Annotated in this window: 15 protein-coding genes; all 15 read left to right on the top strand. The window is 68.7% G+C overall.

Annotated elements, in window-relative coordinates; translation table 11 throughout:
• Positions 1-16: 16 nt before the first annotated feature.
• The 15 genes from trmJ to IHD13_RS08715 all read left to right on the top strand — a co-directional run bounded on the left by trmJ (position 17) and on the right by IHD13_RS08715 (position 14366).
• Positions 17-784: a tRNA (cytosine(32)/uridine(32)-2'-O)-methyltransferase TrmJ gene (gene trmJ / locus IHD13_RS08785; RefSeq protein ID WP_195860667.1), complete on the top strand. Its 768-nt coding sequence runs from the start codon at positions 17-19 to the stop codon at positions 782-784.
• Between the two features lie 120 nt (positions 785-904).
• Positions 905-1777 carry a serine O-acetyltransferase gene (cysE, locus tag IHD13_RS18555; RefSeq protein WP_195860666.1) on the top strand — a complete coding sequence of 291 codons (873 nt, stop codon included), beginning with the start codon at positions 905-907 and terminating at the stop codon, positions 1775-1777.
• A gap of 90 nt (positions 1778-1867) precedes the next feature.
• Positions 1868-2338, top strand: coding sequence for a Fe-S cluster assembly transcriptional regulator IscR (gene iscR, locus IHD13_RS08775; RefSeq protein WP_195860665.1), 471 nt, complete (start codon positions 1868-1870; stop codon positions 2336-2338).
• Positions 2339-2374: 36 nt separating this feature from the next.
• Positions 2375-3523, top strand: a complete 1149-nt coding sequence (locus tag IHD13_RS08770) for an aminotransferase class V-fold PLP-dependent enzyme (RefSeq protein ID WP_195860664.1) — start codon at positions 2375-2377, stop codon at positions 3521-3523.
• A 29-nt stretch (positions 3524-3552) separates the two neighbouring features.
• Positions 3553-3879 (top strand): HesB/IscA family protein, encoded by a 327-nt coding sequence (locus IHD13_RS08765; RefSeq protein ID WP_195860663.1) that lies wholly within the window; start codon positions 3553-3555, stop codon positions 3877-3879.
• A gap of 370 nt (positions 3880-4249) precedes the next feature.
• Positions 4250-4675: a nucleoside-diphosphate kinase gene (gene ndk, locus IHD13_RS08760; protein ID WP_195860662.1), complete on the top strand. Its 426-nt coding sequence runs from the start codon at positions 4250-4252 to the stop codon at positions 4673-4675.
• Positions 4676-4745: 70 nt separating this feature from the next.
• Positions 4746-5870: a 23S rRNA (adenine(2503)-C(2))-methyltransferase RlmN gene (gene rlmN / locus IHD13_RS08755; RefSeq protein ID WP_195860661.1), complete on the top strand. Its 1125-nt coding sequence runs from the start codon at positions 4746-4748 to the stop codon at positions 5868-5870.
• A gap of 114 nt (positions 5871-5984) precedes the next feature.
• Positions 5985-6719 (top strand): type IV pilus biogenesis/stability protein PilW, encoded by a 735-nt coding sequence (pilW, locus tag IHD13_RS08750; RefSeq protein WP_195860660.1) that lies wholly within the window; start codon positions 5985-5987, stop codon positions 6717-6719.
• 30 nt (positions 6720-6749) lie between these two features.
• The gene (locus IHD13_RS08745) at positions 6750-7724 is read left to right on the top strand and encodes a RodZ domain-containing protein (protein ID WP_195860659.1); all 975 of its coding nucleotides are present in this window, start codon (positions 6750-6752) and stop codon (positions 7722-7724) included.
• Positions 7725-7735: 11 nt separating this feature from the next.
• Complete coding sequence (gene ispG / locus IHD13_RS08740) at positions 7736-8848, top strand: flavodoxin-dependent (E)-4-hydroxy-3-methylbut-2-enyl-diphosphate synthase (protein WP_195860658.1); 1113 nt, start codon at positions 7736-7738, stop codon at positions 8846-8848.
• Between the two features lie 25 nt (positions 8849-8873).
• Positions 8874-10157 (top strand): histidine--tRNA ligase, encoded by a 1284-nt coding sequence (hisS, locus tag IHD13_RS08735; RefSeq protein ID WP_230086217.1) that lies wholly within the window; start codon positions 8874-8876, stop codon positions 10155-10157.
• Positions 10158-10189: 32 nt separating this feature from the next.
• Complete coding sequence (locus IHD13_RS08730; protein ID WP_195860656.1) at positions 10190-10849, top strand: YfgM family protein; 660 nt, start codon at positions 10190-10192, stop codon at positions 10847-10849.
• Complete coding sequence (bamB, locus tag IHD13_RS08725) at positions 10846-11997, top strand: outer membrane protein assembly factor BamB (RefSeq protein ID WP_195860655.1); 1152 nt, start codon at positions 10846-10848, stop codon at positions 11995-11997. The genes IHD13_RS08730 and bamB overlap by 4 nt, the downstream gene beginning before the upstream one ends.
• On the top strand, positions 11994-13400 hold the full coding sequence (gene der / locus IHD13_RS08720; RefSeq protein WP_195860654.1) for a ribosome biogenesis GTPase Der: 1407 nt from the start codon (positions 11994-11996) through the stop codon (positions 13398-13400). Before bamB ends, der begins: the two co-directional genes overlap by 4 nt.
• A 333-nt stretch (positions 13401-13733) precedes the next feature.
• Positions 13734-14366: a hypothetical protein gene (locus tag IHD13_RS08715; RefSeq protein WP_195860653.1), complete on the top strand. Its 633-nt coding sequence runs from the start codon at positions 13734-13736 to the stop codon at positions 14364-14366.
• Positions 14367-14371: the final 5 nt, after the last annotated feature.

Below are 14371 nucleotides of genomic sequence, written 5' to 3'. Positions count from 1 at the left end.
GCCCCAGGTATTCCCCATGCTAGAGCGCATCCGTATCGTGCTGATCGGCACCAGCCACCCCGGCAATATCGGCGGCACCGCCCGTGCCATGCACAACATGGGGCTGGCCGACCTGGCCCTGGTGGCCCCACGCTGCGAGGTGCTCACCGCCGACAGCGTCTCGCGGGCCTCCGGGGCCGACCACCTGGTGCATGGCGCCCGGGTCGTCGAGACCCTGGAAGAGGCGGTGGCCGACTGCACCCTGGTGGTCGGAGCCAGCGCCCGCTCACGTACCCTGCCCTGGCCGATGATCAGCCCCCGCCAGTTGGGCGAACGCCTCCCCGAGGAACTGGCCCCCGCCGAGGCGCGCATCGCCCTGGTCTTCGGCCGCGAGGACAGCGGCCTCTCCAATGCCGAGCTGCAGCGCTGCCATGCCCATGTGCATATCCCCGCCAATCCGGAGTTCAGCTCCCTGAACCTGGCCACCGCGGTGCAGGTGCTGGCCTACGAGTGCCGCCTGGCCTGGCTCGACCAGCAGCAGGACGACGACGCCCTGCCGCCCATGGGCATGACGGAGACCGCACCGCCGGCCACCCATGACGACCTGGAGCGCTACTTCGCGCACCTGGAACGCACCCTGATCACCATCGGCTTCCACGACCCGGCCACCCCGCGTCAGTTGATGGCCCGGCTGCGCCGCCTAATGATGCGTGCCCGCCCCGACAGCATGGAGGTGAACATCCTGCGCGGCATCCTCAGCGCCACCGAGAAGCAGGCCGAGGCGGCGCGCCGCCATGAGGGTTGAAGGCGGTCGCGCGGGCCCCCACTATGAAGGCATAGCCCCATCCGCCGGTTGAGTTGACGCCCAAGCCGCCTTGCCGCCCCCCCCCCGGGAGCGGCGGCCATCGCCACCAAGGATCACCGCATGTTTCGACGCCTGCGCGAAGATATCGATAGCGTTTTCGCCCGCGACCCCGCGGCACGCAACTTCTTCGAAGTGCTGACCAACTACCCCGGTCTGCACGCCCTGCTGGCGCATCGCTGTAACCACTGGCTGTGGCAGAAGAACCTCAAGTGGCTGGCGCGCACCCTCTCGACCCTGACCCGCTGGCTCACCGGCGTGGAGATCCACCCCGGCGCGAAGATCGGCCGGCGCTTCTTTATCGACCACGGCATGGGGGTGGTGATCGGCGAGACCGCCGAGATCGGCGACGACGTGACCCTCTACCACGGCGTGACCCTGGGTGGCACCAGCTGGAACAAGGGCAAGCGTCACCCCACCCTGGAAGATGGCGTCATCGTCGGCGCCGGGGCCAAGATCCTCGGCCCCTTCACCGTGGGCGCCGGGGCCAAGATCGGCTCCAATGCAGTGGTCACCAAGGCGGTACCCGCCGGGGCCACCGTGGTGGGCATCCCCGGCAAGATCGTCAAGCGCGACGAGCCGGACATGGAGGAGATGCCCGACTTCGACCCGGAGCGCCGCGAGGCGATCCGCAAGAAGTTCGGCTTCGACGCCTATGGCGTCAGTCAGGACATGCCCGACCCCATGGCCCGCTCCATGCAGGCCATGCTCGATCATATGCATGCGGTGGACGAGCGCATCGAGCGCATGTGCTCCACCCTGCGCAAGCTCGACGCCAGCTACCGGGAAGGCAAGCTGCCGGAGCTGCGCGACGAGGATTTCGCCGAGATCCTCGAGGACATGGACGGCTGCTGCCCCCCGGCGGAGGCCGAGGAGGCGCCGCGCCAGGGGCGTCCCAACCCGCCCGGCGACAAGGCCACCGGCACCGGGGAATAGTTGACCCTCCTGCTGGGACTTCCCCATAATGGTGGACCGACAGCCACTCGTGGCGCCGCCATTGGCGCCGCGACCAAGCGTGCCACTCCTATGCGCCTGACCACCAAAGGACGTTACGCGGTCACCGCCATGCTCGACCTGGCGATGAACGCGAGCCGTGAGCCCACCAGCCTGGCCGATATCTCGCGCCGCCAGGAGATCTCGCTCTCCTACCTGGAGCAGCTCTTCGCCCGGCTGCGCCGTGCCCAGCTGGTCAAGAGCGTGCGCGGCCCCGGCGGTGGCTACCTGCTGGCGGTGGCCCCGGAGGCGATCACCGTGGCCCGGGTCATCGACGCGGTGAACGAGTCGGTGGACGCGACGCGCTGCCAGGGGCTCTCCGACTGCCAGCAGGGCGATGTCTGCCTGACCCACCACCTGTGGTGCGAGCTCTCCCGGCAGATCCATGGCTTCCTCGACGGCATCACCCTGGCCGACCTGATCGCCCGCCAGGAGGTCCAGCAGGTGGCACAACGCCAGCGACTGCGGCACACCGATGGCACCATCGCCACCTCCACGCCCTGAGTGGCCCCGTTTTTACAGCGAGCCCCGATTCAGCCCATGAGCGCCCCCATCTATCTCGATTATGCCGCCACCACTCCGGTCGACCCCCGCGTCGCCGAGGCCATGAGCCGTCACCTGACCCTGGATGGCACCTTCGCCAACCCGGCATCGCGCAGCCATATGCCGGGCTGGCTGGCGGAACAGGCGGTGGAGGGCGCCCGTCGCCAGGTCGCCGACCTGATCAACGCCGACCCCCGGGAGATCGTCTGGACCAGTGGCGCCACCGAGGCGGACAACCTGGCGCTGATCGGTTTCATGCGCGCCAACCGCGGGCGTGGCCGCCATCTGGTGACCTCGACCATCGAGCACAAGGCGATCGTCGATACCGCCAAGGCCCTGGAAGCCGAAGGCTTCGAGGTCACCTGGCTGACGCCGGGCGAGGACGGGCGCACCACCCCGGAGCAGCTCGCCGAGGCGATGCGTGACGACACCCAACTGGTGTCGCTGATGGCGGTCAACAACGAGCTGGGGGTGATCCATGACCTGGCAGCCCTGGCCGAGGTGACCCACGCCCATGGTGCGGTCTTCCATGTTGACGCCGCCCAGGCCGCCGGCAAGCTGCCCCTGGACGTGGCGGCTCAGGGCATCGACCTGCTGTCGCTCTCCGCCCACAAGGTCTATGGCCCCAAGGGCATCGGCGCGCTCTATGTGAAGCGCAGCCCCGAGATCCGCCTGGAGGCGCTGATCCACGGTGGCGGCCACGAGCGCGGCATGCGCTCCGGCACCCTGGCCACCCACCAGATCGTCGGCATGGGCGAGGCCTTCGCCCTGGCCCAGGCCGAGGGCGAACAGGATCAGGCACGCATCGCCGAGCTGCACGAACGCTTCCTGGCCGGGCTCTCCGATCTGGACGGCATCCATGCCAACACTCGCGTGGAGGCCGCCGTGCCCAATATCGTCAACCTGGCCTTCGACGGCGTGGACGGCGAGTCGCTGCTGATGGCCCTGCGTCACCTGGCCCTCTCCACCGGCTCCGCCTGCAACTCCGCCAGCGTCGAGCCATCCTATGTATTACAGGGCATCGGCGTGCCCCGGGCGCGGGCCCTGGCTTCGCTGCGCTTCAGCTTCGGGCGTTTCACCACCGACGCCGACATCGACCAGGCCCTGGCGGAGATCCGCCACGCCCTGACCCGGCTACGCCGCTGACCCCCACTTCCTTGCAGGAGGCAAGTCCCATGGCGCAACTCTCGATCACTCCCGCCGCCGCCGAGCAGATTCACCGCGTCCTCGACGAACGCGGCCACGGCCTGGGCCTGCGCGTCTCGGTCAAGCCCAGCGGCTGCTCCGGCTACAGCTATGTGCTCGACTTCGCCGACGCGGCCGAAGCCGAGGACACTGCCTTCGAGGCCCACGGCGCCACCGTCTATGTGGCCCCCGAGGCCCTGGAGATGCTCGACGGCAGCGAGGTGGACTACGTCAACGAAGGGCTGAACCGCTTCTTCCGCTTCAACAACCCCAACGTCAAGGACCAGTGCGGCTGCGGCGAAAGCTTTACCGTCTAGACCAAAGACCTAAGCTGCTTCGCTGGAATAGCTAAGGGGCGCTGGGGGTAGCCCGGAGCGAAGCGTCTTTTTCAGGGACGAAAAAGTCGAGCGCCCAGGGAGGGGTTCACAGCGTCTTCGCGTAGTGGCTATCCCCAGGGTAGCCCCGGGCCTCGACCGAAACTGCGTGCACAAGGAACTCTACCGGCGCCGATTGTCCCGGCGGGCGATAAGCCGCTATAATGCGCGCCCACTCGGCGCCTTTTCGGCTCGCCCTGCGGCCGCCCGCCGCCGAACCGCATACCCGAGGCGCCGCCAGGCCCTTCCCCAGGGCCTGGCGGCGCGTCGTTATACTGAAGACCCTGTCCATTCCATTACGGAGACACGCCCCATGGCTACCGAACGCACCCTGTCCATCATCAAGCCCGACGCCGTCGCCAAGAACGCCATCGGCGAGATCATCGCTCGTTTCGAGAAGGCCGGCCTGCAGGTCGTCGCCGCCAAGATGCTCAAGCTGGACGACGACAAGGCCGGCGGTTTCTACGCCGAGCACAAGGAGCGTCCCTTCTTCAAGGACCTGGTCGGCTTCATGACCTCCGGTCCGGTGGTCGTGCAGGTGCTGGAAGGTGAAGACGCCATCGCCAAGAACCGCGACCTGATGGGTGCCACCAACCCGAAAGAAGCCGCCCCGGGCACCATCCGCGCCGACTTCGCCGAGACCATCGATGCCAACGCCGTGCACGGTTCCGACTCCCCCGAGTCCGCCGCACGCGAGATCGCCTACTTCTTCCAGGACAGCGAAATCTGCCCGCGTTGATCCAGGCTTCGGGCGGGAGCCGAGCTCCCGCCTCCCCGGCCGCTTTCCCTCCCCCGACCCGCTGATCGCCATGACCACTACCACGCCCCAACGTACCAACCTGCTCGGCATGACCCGCGAGGCGATGGAAGCCTTCTTCGTGTCGCTGGGCGAGAAGAAATTCCGCGCCGCCCAGGTGATGAAGTGGATTCATATCGAAGGCTGCGACGACTTCGAGGCCATGACCAACCTCTCCAAGTCGCTGCGCGCCAAGCTCAATGAGGTGGCCGAGATCCGTGGCCCCGGGGTGGTCTACGAGGGCACCTCCAGCGACGGCACCCGCAAGTGGGTGCTGGAGGTAGAGGACGGCAGCTATGTGGAGACGGTGCTGATTCCCGCCGAGAACGGCAAGCGCCGCACCCTGTGCGTCTCGTCCCAGGTGGGCTGCTCGCTGGATTGCAGCTTCTGCTCCACCGGCAAGCAGGGCTTCCAGCGCAACCTCACGGCCGCCGAGATCATCGGCCAGGTGTGGGTCGCCCAGCGCAGCGTGGGCCCGCGCCGGGATACCGCCAATCGCCCGGTCACCAACGTGGTGATGATGGGCATGGGCGAACCGCTGCTCAATTACGATAACGTCGTGCCGGCCATGAAGCTGATGCTCGACGACAACGGCTACGGCCTCTCCAAGCGCCGCGTCACCCTCTCCACCTCCGGGGTGGTGCCGATGATCGACAAGCTCGGCGACGAGCTCGACGTGAGCCTGGCCATCTCGCTGCACGCCGCCAATGACGAACTGCGCAACGAGCTGGTACCGCTCAACCGCAAGTACAATATCCGCACCCTGCTCGACGCCTGCCAGCGCTACCTGGGCAAGTGCGACGACACCCGCCTGGTCACCATCGAGTACACGGTGATCAAGGACGTCAACGACCAGCAGGAGCACGCCAGGCAGCTCGCCAAGCTGCTCGAGGAGCTGCCCTGCAAGATCAACCTGATCCCCTTCAACCCCTTCCCCCACTCGGGCTACGAGAAGCCGTCCCGCAACCAGGTGATGCGCTTCCAGCAGTGGCTCTATGAGCTGGGTTACACGGCGCCGATCCGCACCACCCGCGGCGACGACATCGACGCCGCCTGCGGCCAGCTGGTGGGCCGGGTGAAGGATCGCACCAAGCGCCACGAGCGCTATATCCAGTCGATCCAGATCGACGCCGACTGAGCCGTCGGCCACCTTGACTTCAACCGGGCGGGGCGCTTTGATGGTGAGGCTTTTGCCAAGGCCCGGCCCCGCTTCCCGGTCGGCGCCCCAACTCCGTCGCCATGCGAGGATTCGATGACCCGTCGCTCCATCCCGATCCGAGCCCCACGCCGCCTCACCCTCCCCCTGCTGCTGGTCGCCAGCCTGGGCCTGGGGGGCTGCGCCGGCCAGGCGGTGCAGCAGAGCAGCACCTCCCCCGCCCGGGCCTATACCGACCTGGGGCTGGCCTACCTGGAGCGTAACAACCTGCCCCGCGCCATGGCCGCCCTGGATCACGCCCTGGAGGCGGACCCCCGGGACGGTGAGGCACTGCAGGCCATGGCCATCGTCTATCAACGTCAGGGGGAAACCCGGCTGGCCGACGAGTTCTTCCAGCGCGCCCTGGGCCATGACCCCGGTTTTACCCGGGCGCGCAACAACTATGCGGCCTTCCTCTATGATCAGGGCCACACCCGCGAGGCCTGCGCCCAGCTGGAACAGGCCTCGAGCGACACCCAATACAACAACCGGGCCCAGCTGTTCGCCAACCTGGGCCAGTGCCAGCGGGAGATCGGCGAGGTGGCGGCGGCGCGTCAGAGCCTGGAACGCGCCCAGGCCATCGACGCCCGCGCCCCGCGCAGCTACTACCTGCTGGCCGAACTCGAGTACGCCCAGGGAAACTATGCACGTGCCTGGGAGCAGTTGCAGGTCTTCATGCGCCTGGCCGGCGCCACCCCCGACAGCCAGCGCCTGGCCAGCCAGATCAGCGCCGCCCAGGGCGGCAACACCTCGTCATCGACCCTGCCGCTGCGTCCTCATGGCACCCTCTGACCCCCGACTCTCGATCAAGGATGCTCAGTCATGAGCGACATGCACGACCCCTCATTCGATGCGGTATCCACCGGTGACTCCCCCGGCGCCCTGCTCAAGGCCGAGCGGAAGCGCCAGGGCCTCTCCCTGGAGCAGATCGCCGCCGCCATCAACCTGCGCCCGGCGGTGATCGGCGGCCTGGAAGAGGACGACTACAGCGAGGTCCCCGTCTCCGCCTACCGGCGCGGCTACCTGCGCGCCTATGCCCGCTTCCTGGGCATCGATGACGGCCCGGTGATCCAGGCCTACAATGCCCGCCACGGCAGCCAGGAGGCGGAGCGACCGGTGACCCCGGTGCAGGTCACCAAACCGCCGTCACGCCTCGGCGCCTGGCTCTTCAAGCTGGTGACCCTGCTGGTGATCGCCGGCCTCGTCGGCCTCACCCTGCTGTGGTGGCAGAGCCGCGGCGGCAACGAGCTGAGCGGCCTCGAGGATGACACCCCGGTGGCGGTGGATAGCCTGGACGGCACCCCGGCCGACGCCCCCGCCGGCGACTGGTCCAGCCAGGTGGCCACCGACCAGGCCCCCGAACCCGAGCTCCCCGCCATCACGGCGCCGGAGGTCGAAGCCCCCCGCGTCGAGGCCAGGCCCCAGGAAACCACGACCGAGGAAGCCACGACCGAGGCCGACGCCGCCGACGATGACACCGGCGTGGTCGAGCCGACCGGCCTCGCCGAGGCGGGCGACGCGCCCGAGGAGGAAGCCGCCCCGGTCGCCGCGGATCCGCGCCGCCTGGAGCTGACCTTCAACGAAGAGTCCTGGACCGAGATCTTCGACGCCGGCAACCAGCGCATCCTGAGCGGCCTGCAGCAGCCGGGGCAGACCGCCAGCGTGGAGGGCGAGCCGCCCTTCCGCCTGACCATCGGCAACGCCACCGGCGTCGAGCTGCGCTACCGCGGCGAGAGCATCGATCTCGGTGCCCGCGCCGGCGCCAATAACGTCGCGCGCTTCACCCTGGGAGAATGACCCTTAGTCCTATGCACGCCCAATCTCCGATCATCCGTCGTCAGTCGCGCCAGATTCATGTGGGCTCGGTGCCCGTGGGGGGCAATGCGCCCATCTCGGTGCAGAGCATGACCAACACCAACACCCTGGACGTGGCCGCCACCGTGGCCCAGATCCAGCGTCTGGAGGCCGCCGGCGCCGATATCGTGCGGGTCTCGGTGCCCGACATGGACGCCGCCGAGGCCTTCGGCCAGATCAAGCGGCAGGTCGCCGTGCCCCTGGTGGCGGATATCCACTTCGATTACCGGATCGCCCTGCGGGTCGCCGAGCTCGGCGTCGACTGCCTGCGCATCAATCCCGGCAATATCGGCCGCGAGGAGCGGGTGCGCGCCGTGGTCTCCGCGGCCCGGGACAACGGCATCCCGATCCGTATCGGCGTCAATGCAGGGTCCCTGGAGAAGGACCTGCAGAAGAAGTACGGCGAACCGACCCCGGCGGCGCTGGTGGAGTCCGCCATGCGCCATATCGATCACCTGGATCGCCTCGACTTCCAGGAGTACAAGGTCAGCGTCAAGGCCAGCGACGTCTTCATGGCGGTGGCCGCCTACCGGGACCTGGCCACGCGCATCGAGCAGCCCCTGCACCTGGGCATCACCGAGGCCGGCGGCCTGCGCTCCGGCACGGTGAAGTCCTCCATCGGCCTCGGCCTGTTGCTGATGGACGGCATCGGCGACACCATCCGGGTGTCGCTGGCCGCCGACCCGGTGGAAGAGATCAAGGTCGGCTATGACATGCTCAAGAGCCTGCGCCTGCGCAGCAAGGGCATCAACTTCATCGCCTGCCCCAGCTGCTCGCGGCAGAATTTCGACGTCATCGGCACCATGAATGCCCTGGAGGAGCGCCTCGAGGACATCATGACCCCGCTGGACGTCTCGGTGATCGGCTGCGTGGTCAATGGCCCCGGCGAGGCCAAGGAGAGCGATATCGGCCTCACCGGCGGCAGCCCCGCCAACCTCGTCTACATCGATGGCAAGCCGGCCAGCAAGCTGCGCAACGACAACCTGGTCGACGAGCTGGAGGCGCTGATCCGCACCAAGGTGCGCGAGAAGGAAGCCGCCGAGAAGGATACGATCGCCCGCGGCTGAGGGCGCCCCCATCAAGGAGTCAATGTTGAGCAAGAAGATCCAGGCCATTCGTGGCATGAACGACCTGCTGCCGGAGCAGTCCCCCCTGTGGCAGTACTTCGAGGGCAAGGTGCGCGACCTGATGCGGCGCTACGGCTATGCCGAGATCCGTACCCCCATCGTCGAGCAGACCGCCCTGTTCGCGCGCTCCATCGGCGAGGTCACCGACATCGTCGAGAAGGAGATGTACACCTTCGACGACCGCAACGGCGACAGCCTGACCCTGCGTCCCGAGGGCACGGCAAGCTGCGTGCGGGCCGCCATGGAGCATGGCCTGCTGCATAACCAGACCCAGCGCCTCTGGTACCAGGGCCCGATGTTCCGTCACGAGCGCCCCCAGAAGGGCCGCTACCGCCAGTTCCACCAGGTGGGCGTGGAGACCTTCGGCTTCGAGGGGCCCGACGTGGACGCCGAGCTGATCCTGCTCACCGCCCGCCTGTGGCAGGAGCTGGGGTTGATGGAGCACGTCACCCTGGAGCTCAACTCCCTGGGCTCCCTGGACGCCCGCGCCGCCTACCGGGACACCCTGGTGGCCTACTTCGAGGAGCACCGGGCCCTGCTCGACGAGGACTCCCTGCGCCGCCTGACCAGCAACCCGCTGCGCATCCTCGACTCCAAGAACCCGGACATGGCGGCCATGCTCGACGCCGCGCCGCGGTTGATGGATCACCTGGATGCCGAGTCCCGGGAACACTTCGCCGCCCTGACCGCGATCCTCGACGCCGCCGGTATCGATTACGTGATCAACCCGCGCCTGGTGCGCGGCCTCGATTACTACTCGCGCACCGTCTTCGAGTGGACCACCACGGCACTCGGCAGCCAGGGCACCGTCTGCGCCGGTGGCCGCTACGACGGCCTGGTGGAGCAGCTGGGCGGCAAGCCGACCCCGGCGGTGGGCTTCGCCATGGGCATCGAGCGACTGATCCTGCTGCTCGAGACCCTGGAGCTGATGCCCGCCGAGGCCCAGCCCGGCCTCGACCTCTACCTGCTGGGCATGGGCGAGGCCGCCAGTCGTGCCGCCCTGCTGCTCGGCGAGGAGCTGCGCGGCGCCCTGCCCCGGCTGCGCCTGCAGGTCCACTGCGGCGGCGGCAGCTTCAAGAGCCAGATCAAGAAGGCCGACAAGAGCGGGGCGCGCCTGGCCCTGCTGCTCGGCGAGGACGAGCTGGCCGAAGGCCGTGTGACCGTCAAGTTCCTGCGCGAGGCACGCGATCAGCAGAGCCTGGACCGGGCGACCCTGGCCCAGGCCCTGCCGGAACTGCTCGCCCCCTGACCCGCGACATACCGATCACAAGGAGACCGCCCGTGGCGGAGCTGAGAACCGAAGAAGAGCAGGTAGAAGCCCTCAAGCGCTGGTGGAAGGAGAACGGCCTGGCGCTGGTGGCCGGTGTCGTGTTGGCCGCCGCCGGCCTGCTCGGCTGGAATGCTTGGCAGGGCTACCAGGCCAACCAGGCCGAGGCCGCCTCCCTGCGCTATCAGCAACTGATCGGCCTGGCCTCCCAGTCGAGCCTCGACGAGGCCGGCCTGGCCGAGGCCCAGCGCCTGGTGGACGAGATCACCGACAACCATGGCCGCACCCTCTACGCCGACCTGTCACGGCTGATCGAGGCGCGCCTGGCGGTCGAGGCCGGCGACCGGGTGGCCGCCCGGGCCGTGCTCGGCGACCTGGTGCAGGGCAGCGGTGATGCCTATGTGGGCGACCTGGCGCGGCTGCGCCTGGCCCGCCTGCAACTGGCCGATGACGAGCCCCAGGCCGCCCTGGAGACCCTGGGAGGCGAGCTGGGCGACTCCCTGGCCGCCCAGCGTGCCGAACTGCGCGGCGATGCCCACTTGGCCCTGGGCGAGGTGGACGAGGCCCGCCGCGCCTATCGCGATGCCCTGAGCCTGGCCGAGCGCCATGGCCAGGCCCTCTATGGCGTCCAGCTCAAGCTGGATGACCTCGGTCAGGAAGGAGCCGACCAATGAAACCGACCCTGGTGATCGCCTGCGCCGCCCTGGCGCTGCTGGCCGGCTGTGCCAGCAAGAGTGAACCGCAGTATCCGCCCAAGGACCTGGAGCGCTTCGAGGCCAGCGCCTCCCTCTCCGGCGACTGGAACCGCCGCGTCGGCGGCGGCCTGGGCCGTGCCGGCTACCCGATCAGCCCGGACCGGGACGGCGACACCCTGTTCGCCGCCGATGCCGAGGGCCGGCTGATGGCCATCGACGCCGACAGTGGCGAGGTCGAGTGGCGCCAGGACCTGGGCGAGGCCATCTCCAGCGGCATCACCGCGGTGGCCGAGCGCCTCTACCTGGGCACCCGCAACGGCGAGGTGCTCTCCCTGCGCCAGGCCGACGGCAGCGTCGAGTGGCGCGCCCGGGTACCCAGCGAGGTGCTGGCCGCCCCCCAGCCCAGCCAGCAGTTGCTGGTGGTGCAGAGCGTCGACGGCAGCGTTACCGCCCTGGATCGCGCCAGCGGCGCCGAACGCTGGGTCTACAGCGCCAACGAGCCGGCGCTGACCCTGCGCGGCACCGGCACACCCCAGGTGATCGAGCCGGTCACCTTCGCCGGCTTCGCCAACGGCCGCCTGGTGACCCTGGACAACCGCAGCGGCCAGCCGTTGTGGGACCTGCGGGTCGCCGTGCCCCAGGGGCGCAGCGAGATCGCCCGCCTGGTCGACCTGGACGGCCAGCCGCTGCTGACCCCGGATGGCCGCCTCTACGTGACCAGCTACAACGGCCGCCTGGTGGCCCTGGAAGCCACCACCGGCGAGGTGCTGTGGGAGCGCGAGCACTCCAGCTACCTGACCCCGCTGCTGGTGGGCGACTTCTTGTTCACCGTCAACGAGGCGAGCCATGTCCTCGCCCTGGACGCCCTCAACGGCCAGCTGATCTGGCGTAACGAGGACCTGGAGGGTCGCTGGCTCACCGCCCCGGCCTTCGCCGACGGCAAGCTGGTGTTCGGTGACTTCGAGGGTTACCTGCACCTGCTGGAGGCCCGCGACGGCGAGCTGGCCGGCCGCACCCGCATCAACCGTTCCGGCATCACGCTGCGCCCCCTCACCGAGGGCCGCCAGATCCATGTGCTGGCCAACGACGGGCGCCTCGAAGCCCTGACCATTCGCGAGACACCATGACCCCAGTAATCGCCCTGGTCGGCCGCCCCAATGTGGGCAAGTCGACCCTCTTCAACCGGCTGACCCGCTCGCGGGACGCGCTGGTGGCCGACTTCCCCGGCCTGACCCGCGACCGCAAGTACGGTAACGGACGCCTCGGCGACAAGCCGTTCACGGTGATCGACACCGGCGGCATCAGCGGCGACGAGGAAGGCATCGATGCGGCCATGGCCGAGCAGTCCCTGGCCGCCATCGACGAGGCCGATATCGTGCTCTTCCTGGTGGATGCCCGGGCCGGTCTCAACGTGGCCGACGAGGCCATCGCCAACCACCTGAGGGTCAACCAGAAGAAGACCTGGCTGGTGGTCAACAAGACCGATGGCCTGGAGGAACACTCCGCCATGGCCGACTTCTGGCAGCTGGGCCTGGGCGGTGATCCCTGGCCCATCGCCGCCGCCCATGGCCGCAACGTCAGCCGCCTGATCGAGGAGGTGCTCGCCCCCTTCCCGGATCAGCCCGAGGAGGACGAGGTACCGGCGCGGGACGACGGCATCCGCATCGGCGTCATCGGCCGCCCCAATGTGGGCAAGTCGACCCTGGTCAACCGCCTGCTCGGCGAGGAGCGAGTGGTGGTCTTCGACGAGGCAGGCACCACCCGCGACGCCATCGAGATCCCCTTCGAGCGCCGCGGCCGGCCCTATGTGCTGGTCGATACCGCCGGTATCCGGCGCCGCAAGAACGTCCGCGAGATCGCCGAGAAGTTCTCCATCATCAAGACCCTGGAGGCGATCAAGGAGTGCCACGTCGCCATCATGGTGCTGGATGCCCGCTCCGGCCTGGTCGAGCAGGACCTGCACCTGCTCGACTATGTGCTCTCCAGCGGTCGCGCCCTGGTGCTGGCGGTCAACAAGTGGGACGGCCTGGAGAGCGAGCAGAAGGAGAAGATGCGCGCCGAGGTCAAGCGTCGCCTGGGCTTCGCCGACTACGCCGACCTGCACTTCATCTCGGCCCTGCACGGCACCGGGGTGGGCGACCTCTACCCCTCCATCGAGCGGGCCTTCGCCTCCTCCACCACCCGCTGGTCCACCAACCGCCTGACCACCATCCTCCAGGACGCGGTCAGCGAGCACCAGCCACCGCTGGTGCGCGGGCGGCGCATCAAGCTGCGCATGGCCCACCAGGGCGGCGCCAACCCGCCGATCATCGTGGTCCACGGCAACCAGACCGAGTCGCTGCCGGAGGCCTACAAGCGCTACCTGACCAACACCTTCCGCAAGGTGCTTAAGGTGCGTGGCACGCCGATCCGCTTCGAGTTCCGCTCCGGCCACAACCCCTATGACGCCGATGCCGGCGCCAGCGATCGGGTCAAGGCCAAGAAGCGCGAGCTGGGGCGTACCAAGGAGGCGCGCAAGAACCGCCGCTAGGCTATGTCCGAAAACTGGCTGCGCTCGGCCATACGGCGTTAAAAATCGGCTCAAAGTACTCATTTACACCGCGTAAACTCCGTCTTTTCGCTGATTTTTGCCTTGTCTGACCTTCGCTCGCCGACTTTTCAGACAAAGCCTTGGCCCTCGCCTCGCCTTTCCCACCGCCCGGTGGCATCCTCGATGCCCCGGGCGGTGGCGCATTTCGCGGCCCATGCCAGGCTGGCATCCCCGAGGCTCCGGACAGTGGTATTTCCGGCCCATGCCAAGATGGCATTGGACGCCGCCGCTCCCAGGCCCTTAAATGCGCCGATTCCCGCTTCGGAGGTCGCCATGTTCTCGTTTCGCCGTCTCGCCCGCCGCTGGCGCCTGCTGGCGCCGCTGTGCCTCTCCAGCCTGCTGGTGGGCTGCCTGGCCCTGCCGCAGACCGGCCTCTTCGCCTTTCGCCTGGCGATTACCTCCCTCGGCGTGGAGGAGGTGCAGATCGGTCCCTACAAGGTTCAGGCGGGCCTGGATACCAGCGATATCTCGCGGCTGATCGCCTCCAGCCTGGGCATGGGCAGCCTGCCGGTTCAGGCCACCCTGGCCATGGGCCTGGCCCTGCCCGCCGGCATGCCGGCGGTGGAGATGGCGGGCTTCCGCTGGGCCCTGGAGATGCCCGGCGTCGAACCGCTGAGCGGCAACTACCGGGATAGCGTCAGCCTCAGCGGTGGCGGCGAGGCGAGCCAGCTGCGTCTGCCCATCGGCTTCGACCTGCTGGCCGGCGACTCGCGGCTGGCGCCCATGGTGGAGCTGGCCACCCAGCTCGCCAGCCAGGGGGAACTGCCCGCCGGCAGCGAGCTGGCGATCACCCCGGGGGACCTGCGCGGCCTGGGCATGACCCTGCCGGCGGGGCTCTGGACGCCCACCCTGCGCTTCGCGGTGGGCGAGGACGGCACCCTGACTCCTCGGGCTCCCCAGGGCTAAAAAGG

It is taken from the genome of Halomonas sp. 328 (assembly GCF_015645095.1).
Taxonomy (GTDB): domain Bacteria; phylum Pseudomonadota; class Gammaproteobacteria; order Pseudomonadales; family Halomonadaceae; genus Bisbaumannia.
The sequence above is the reverse complement of the archived record's forward strand: the minus strand, read 5'-3'. Positions and strand labels throughout refer to the sequence as shown.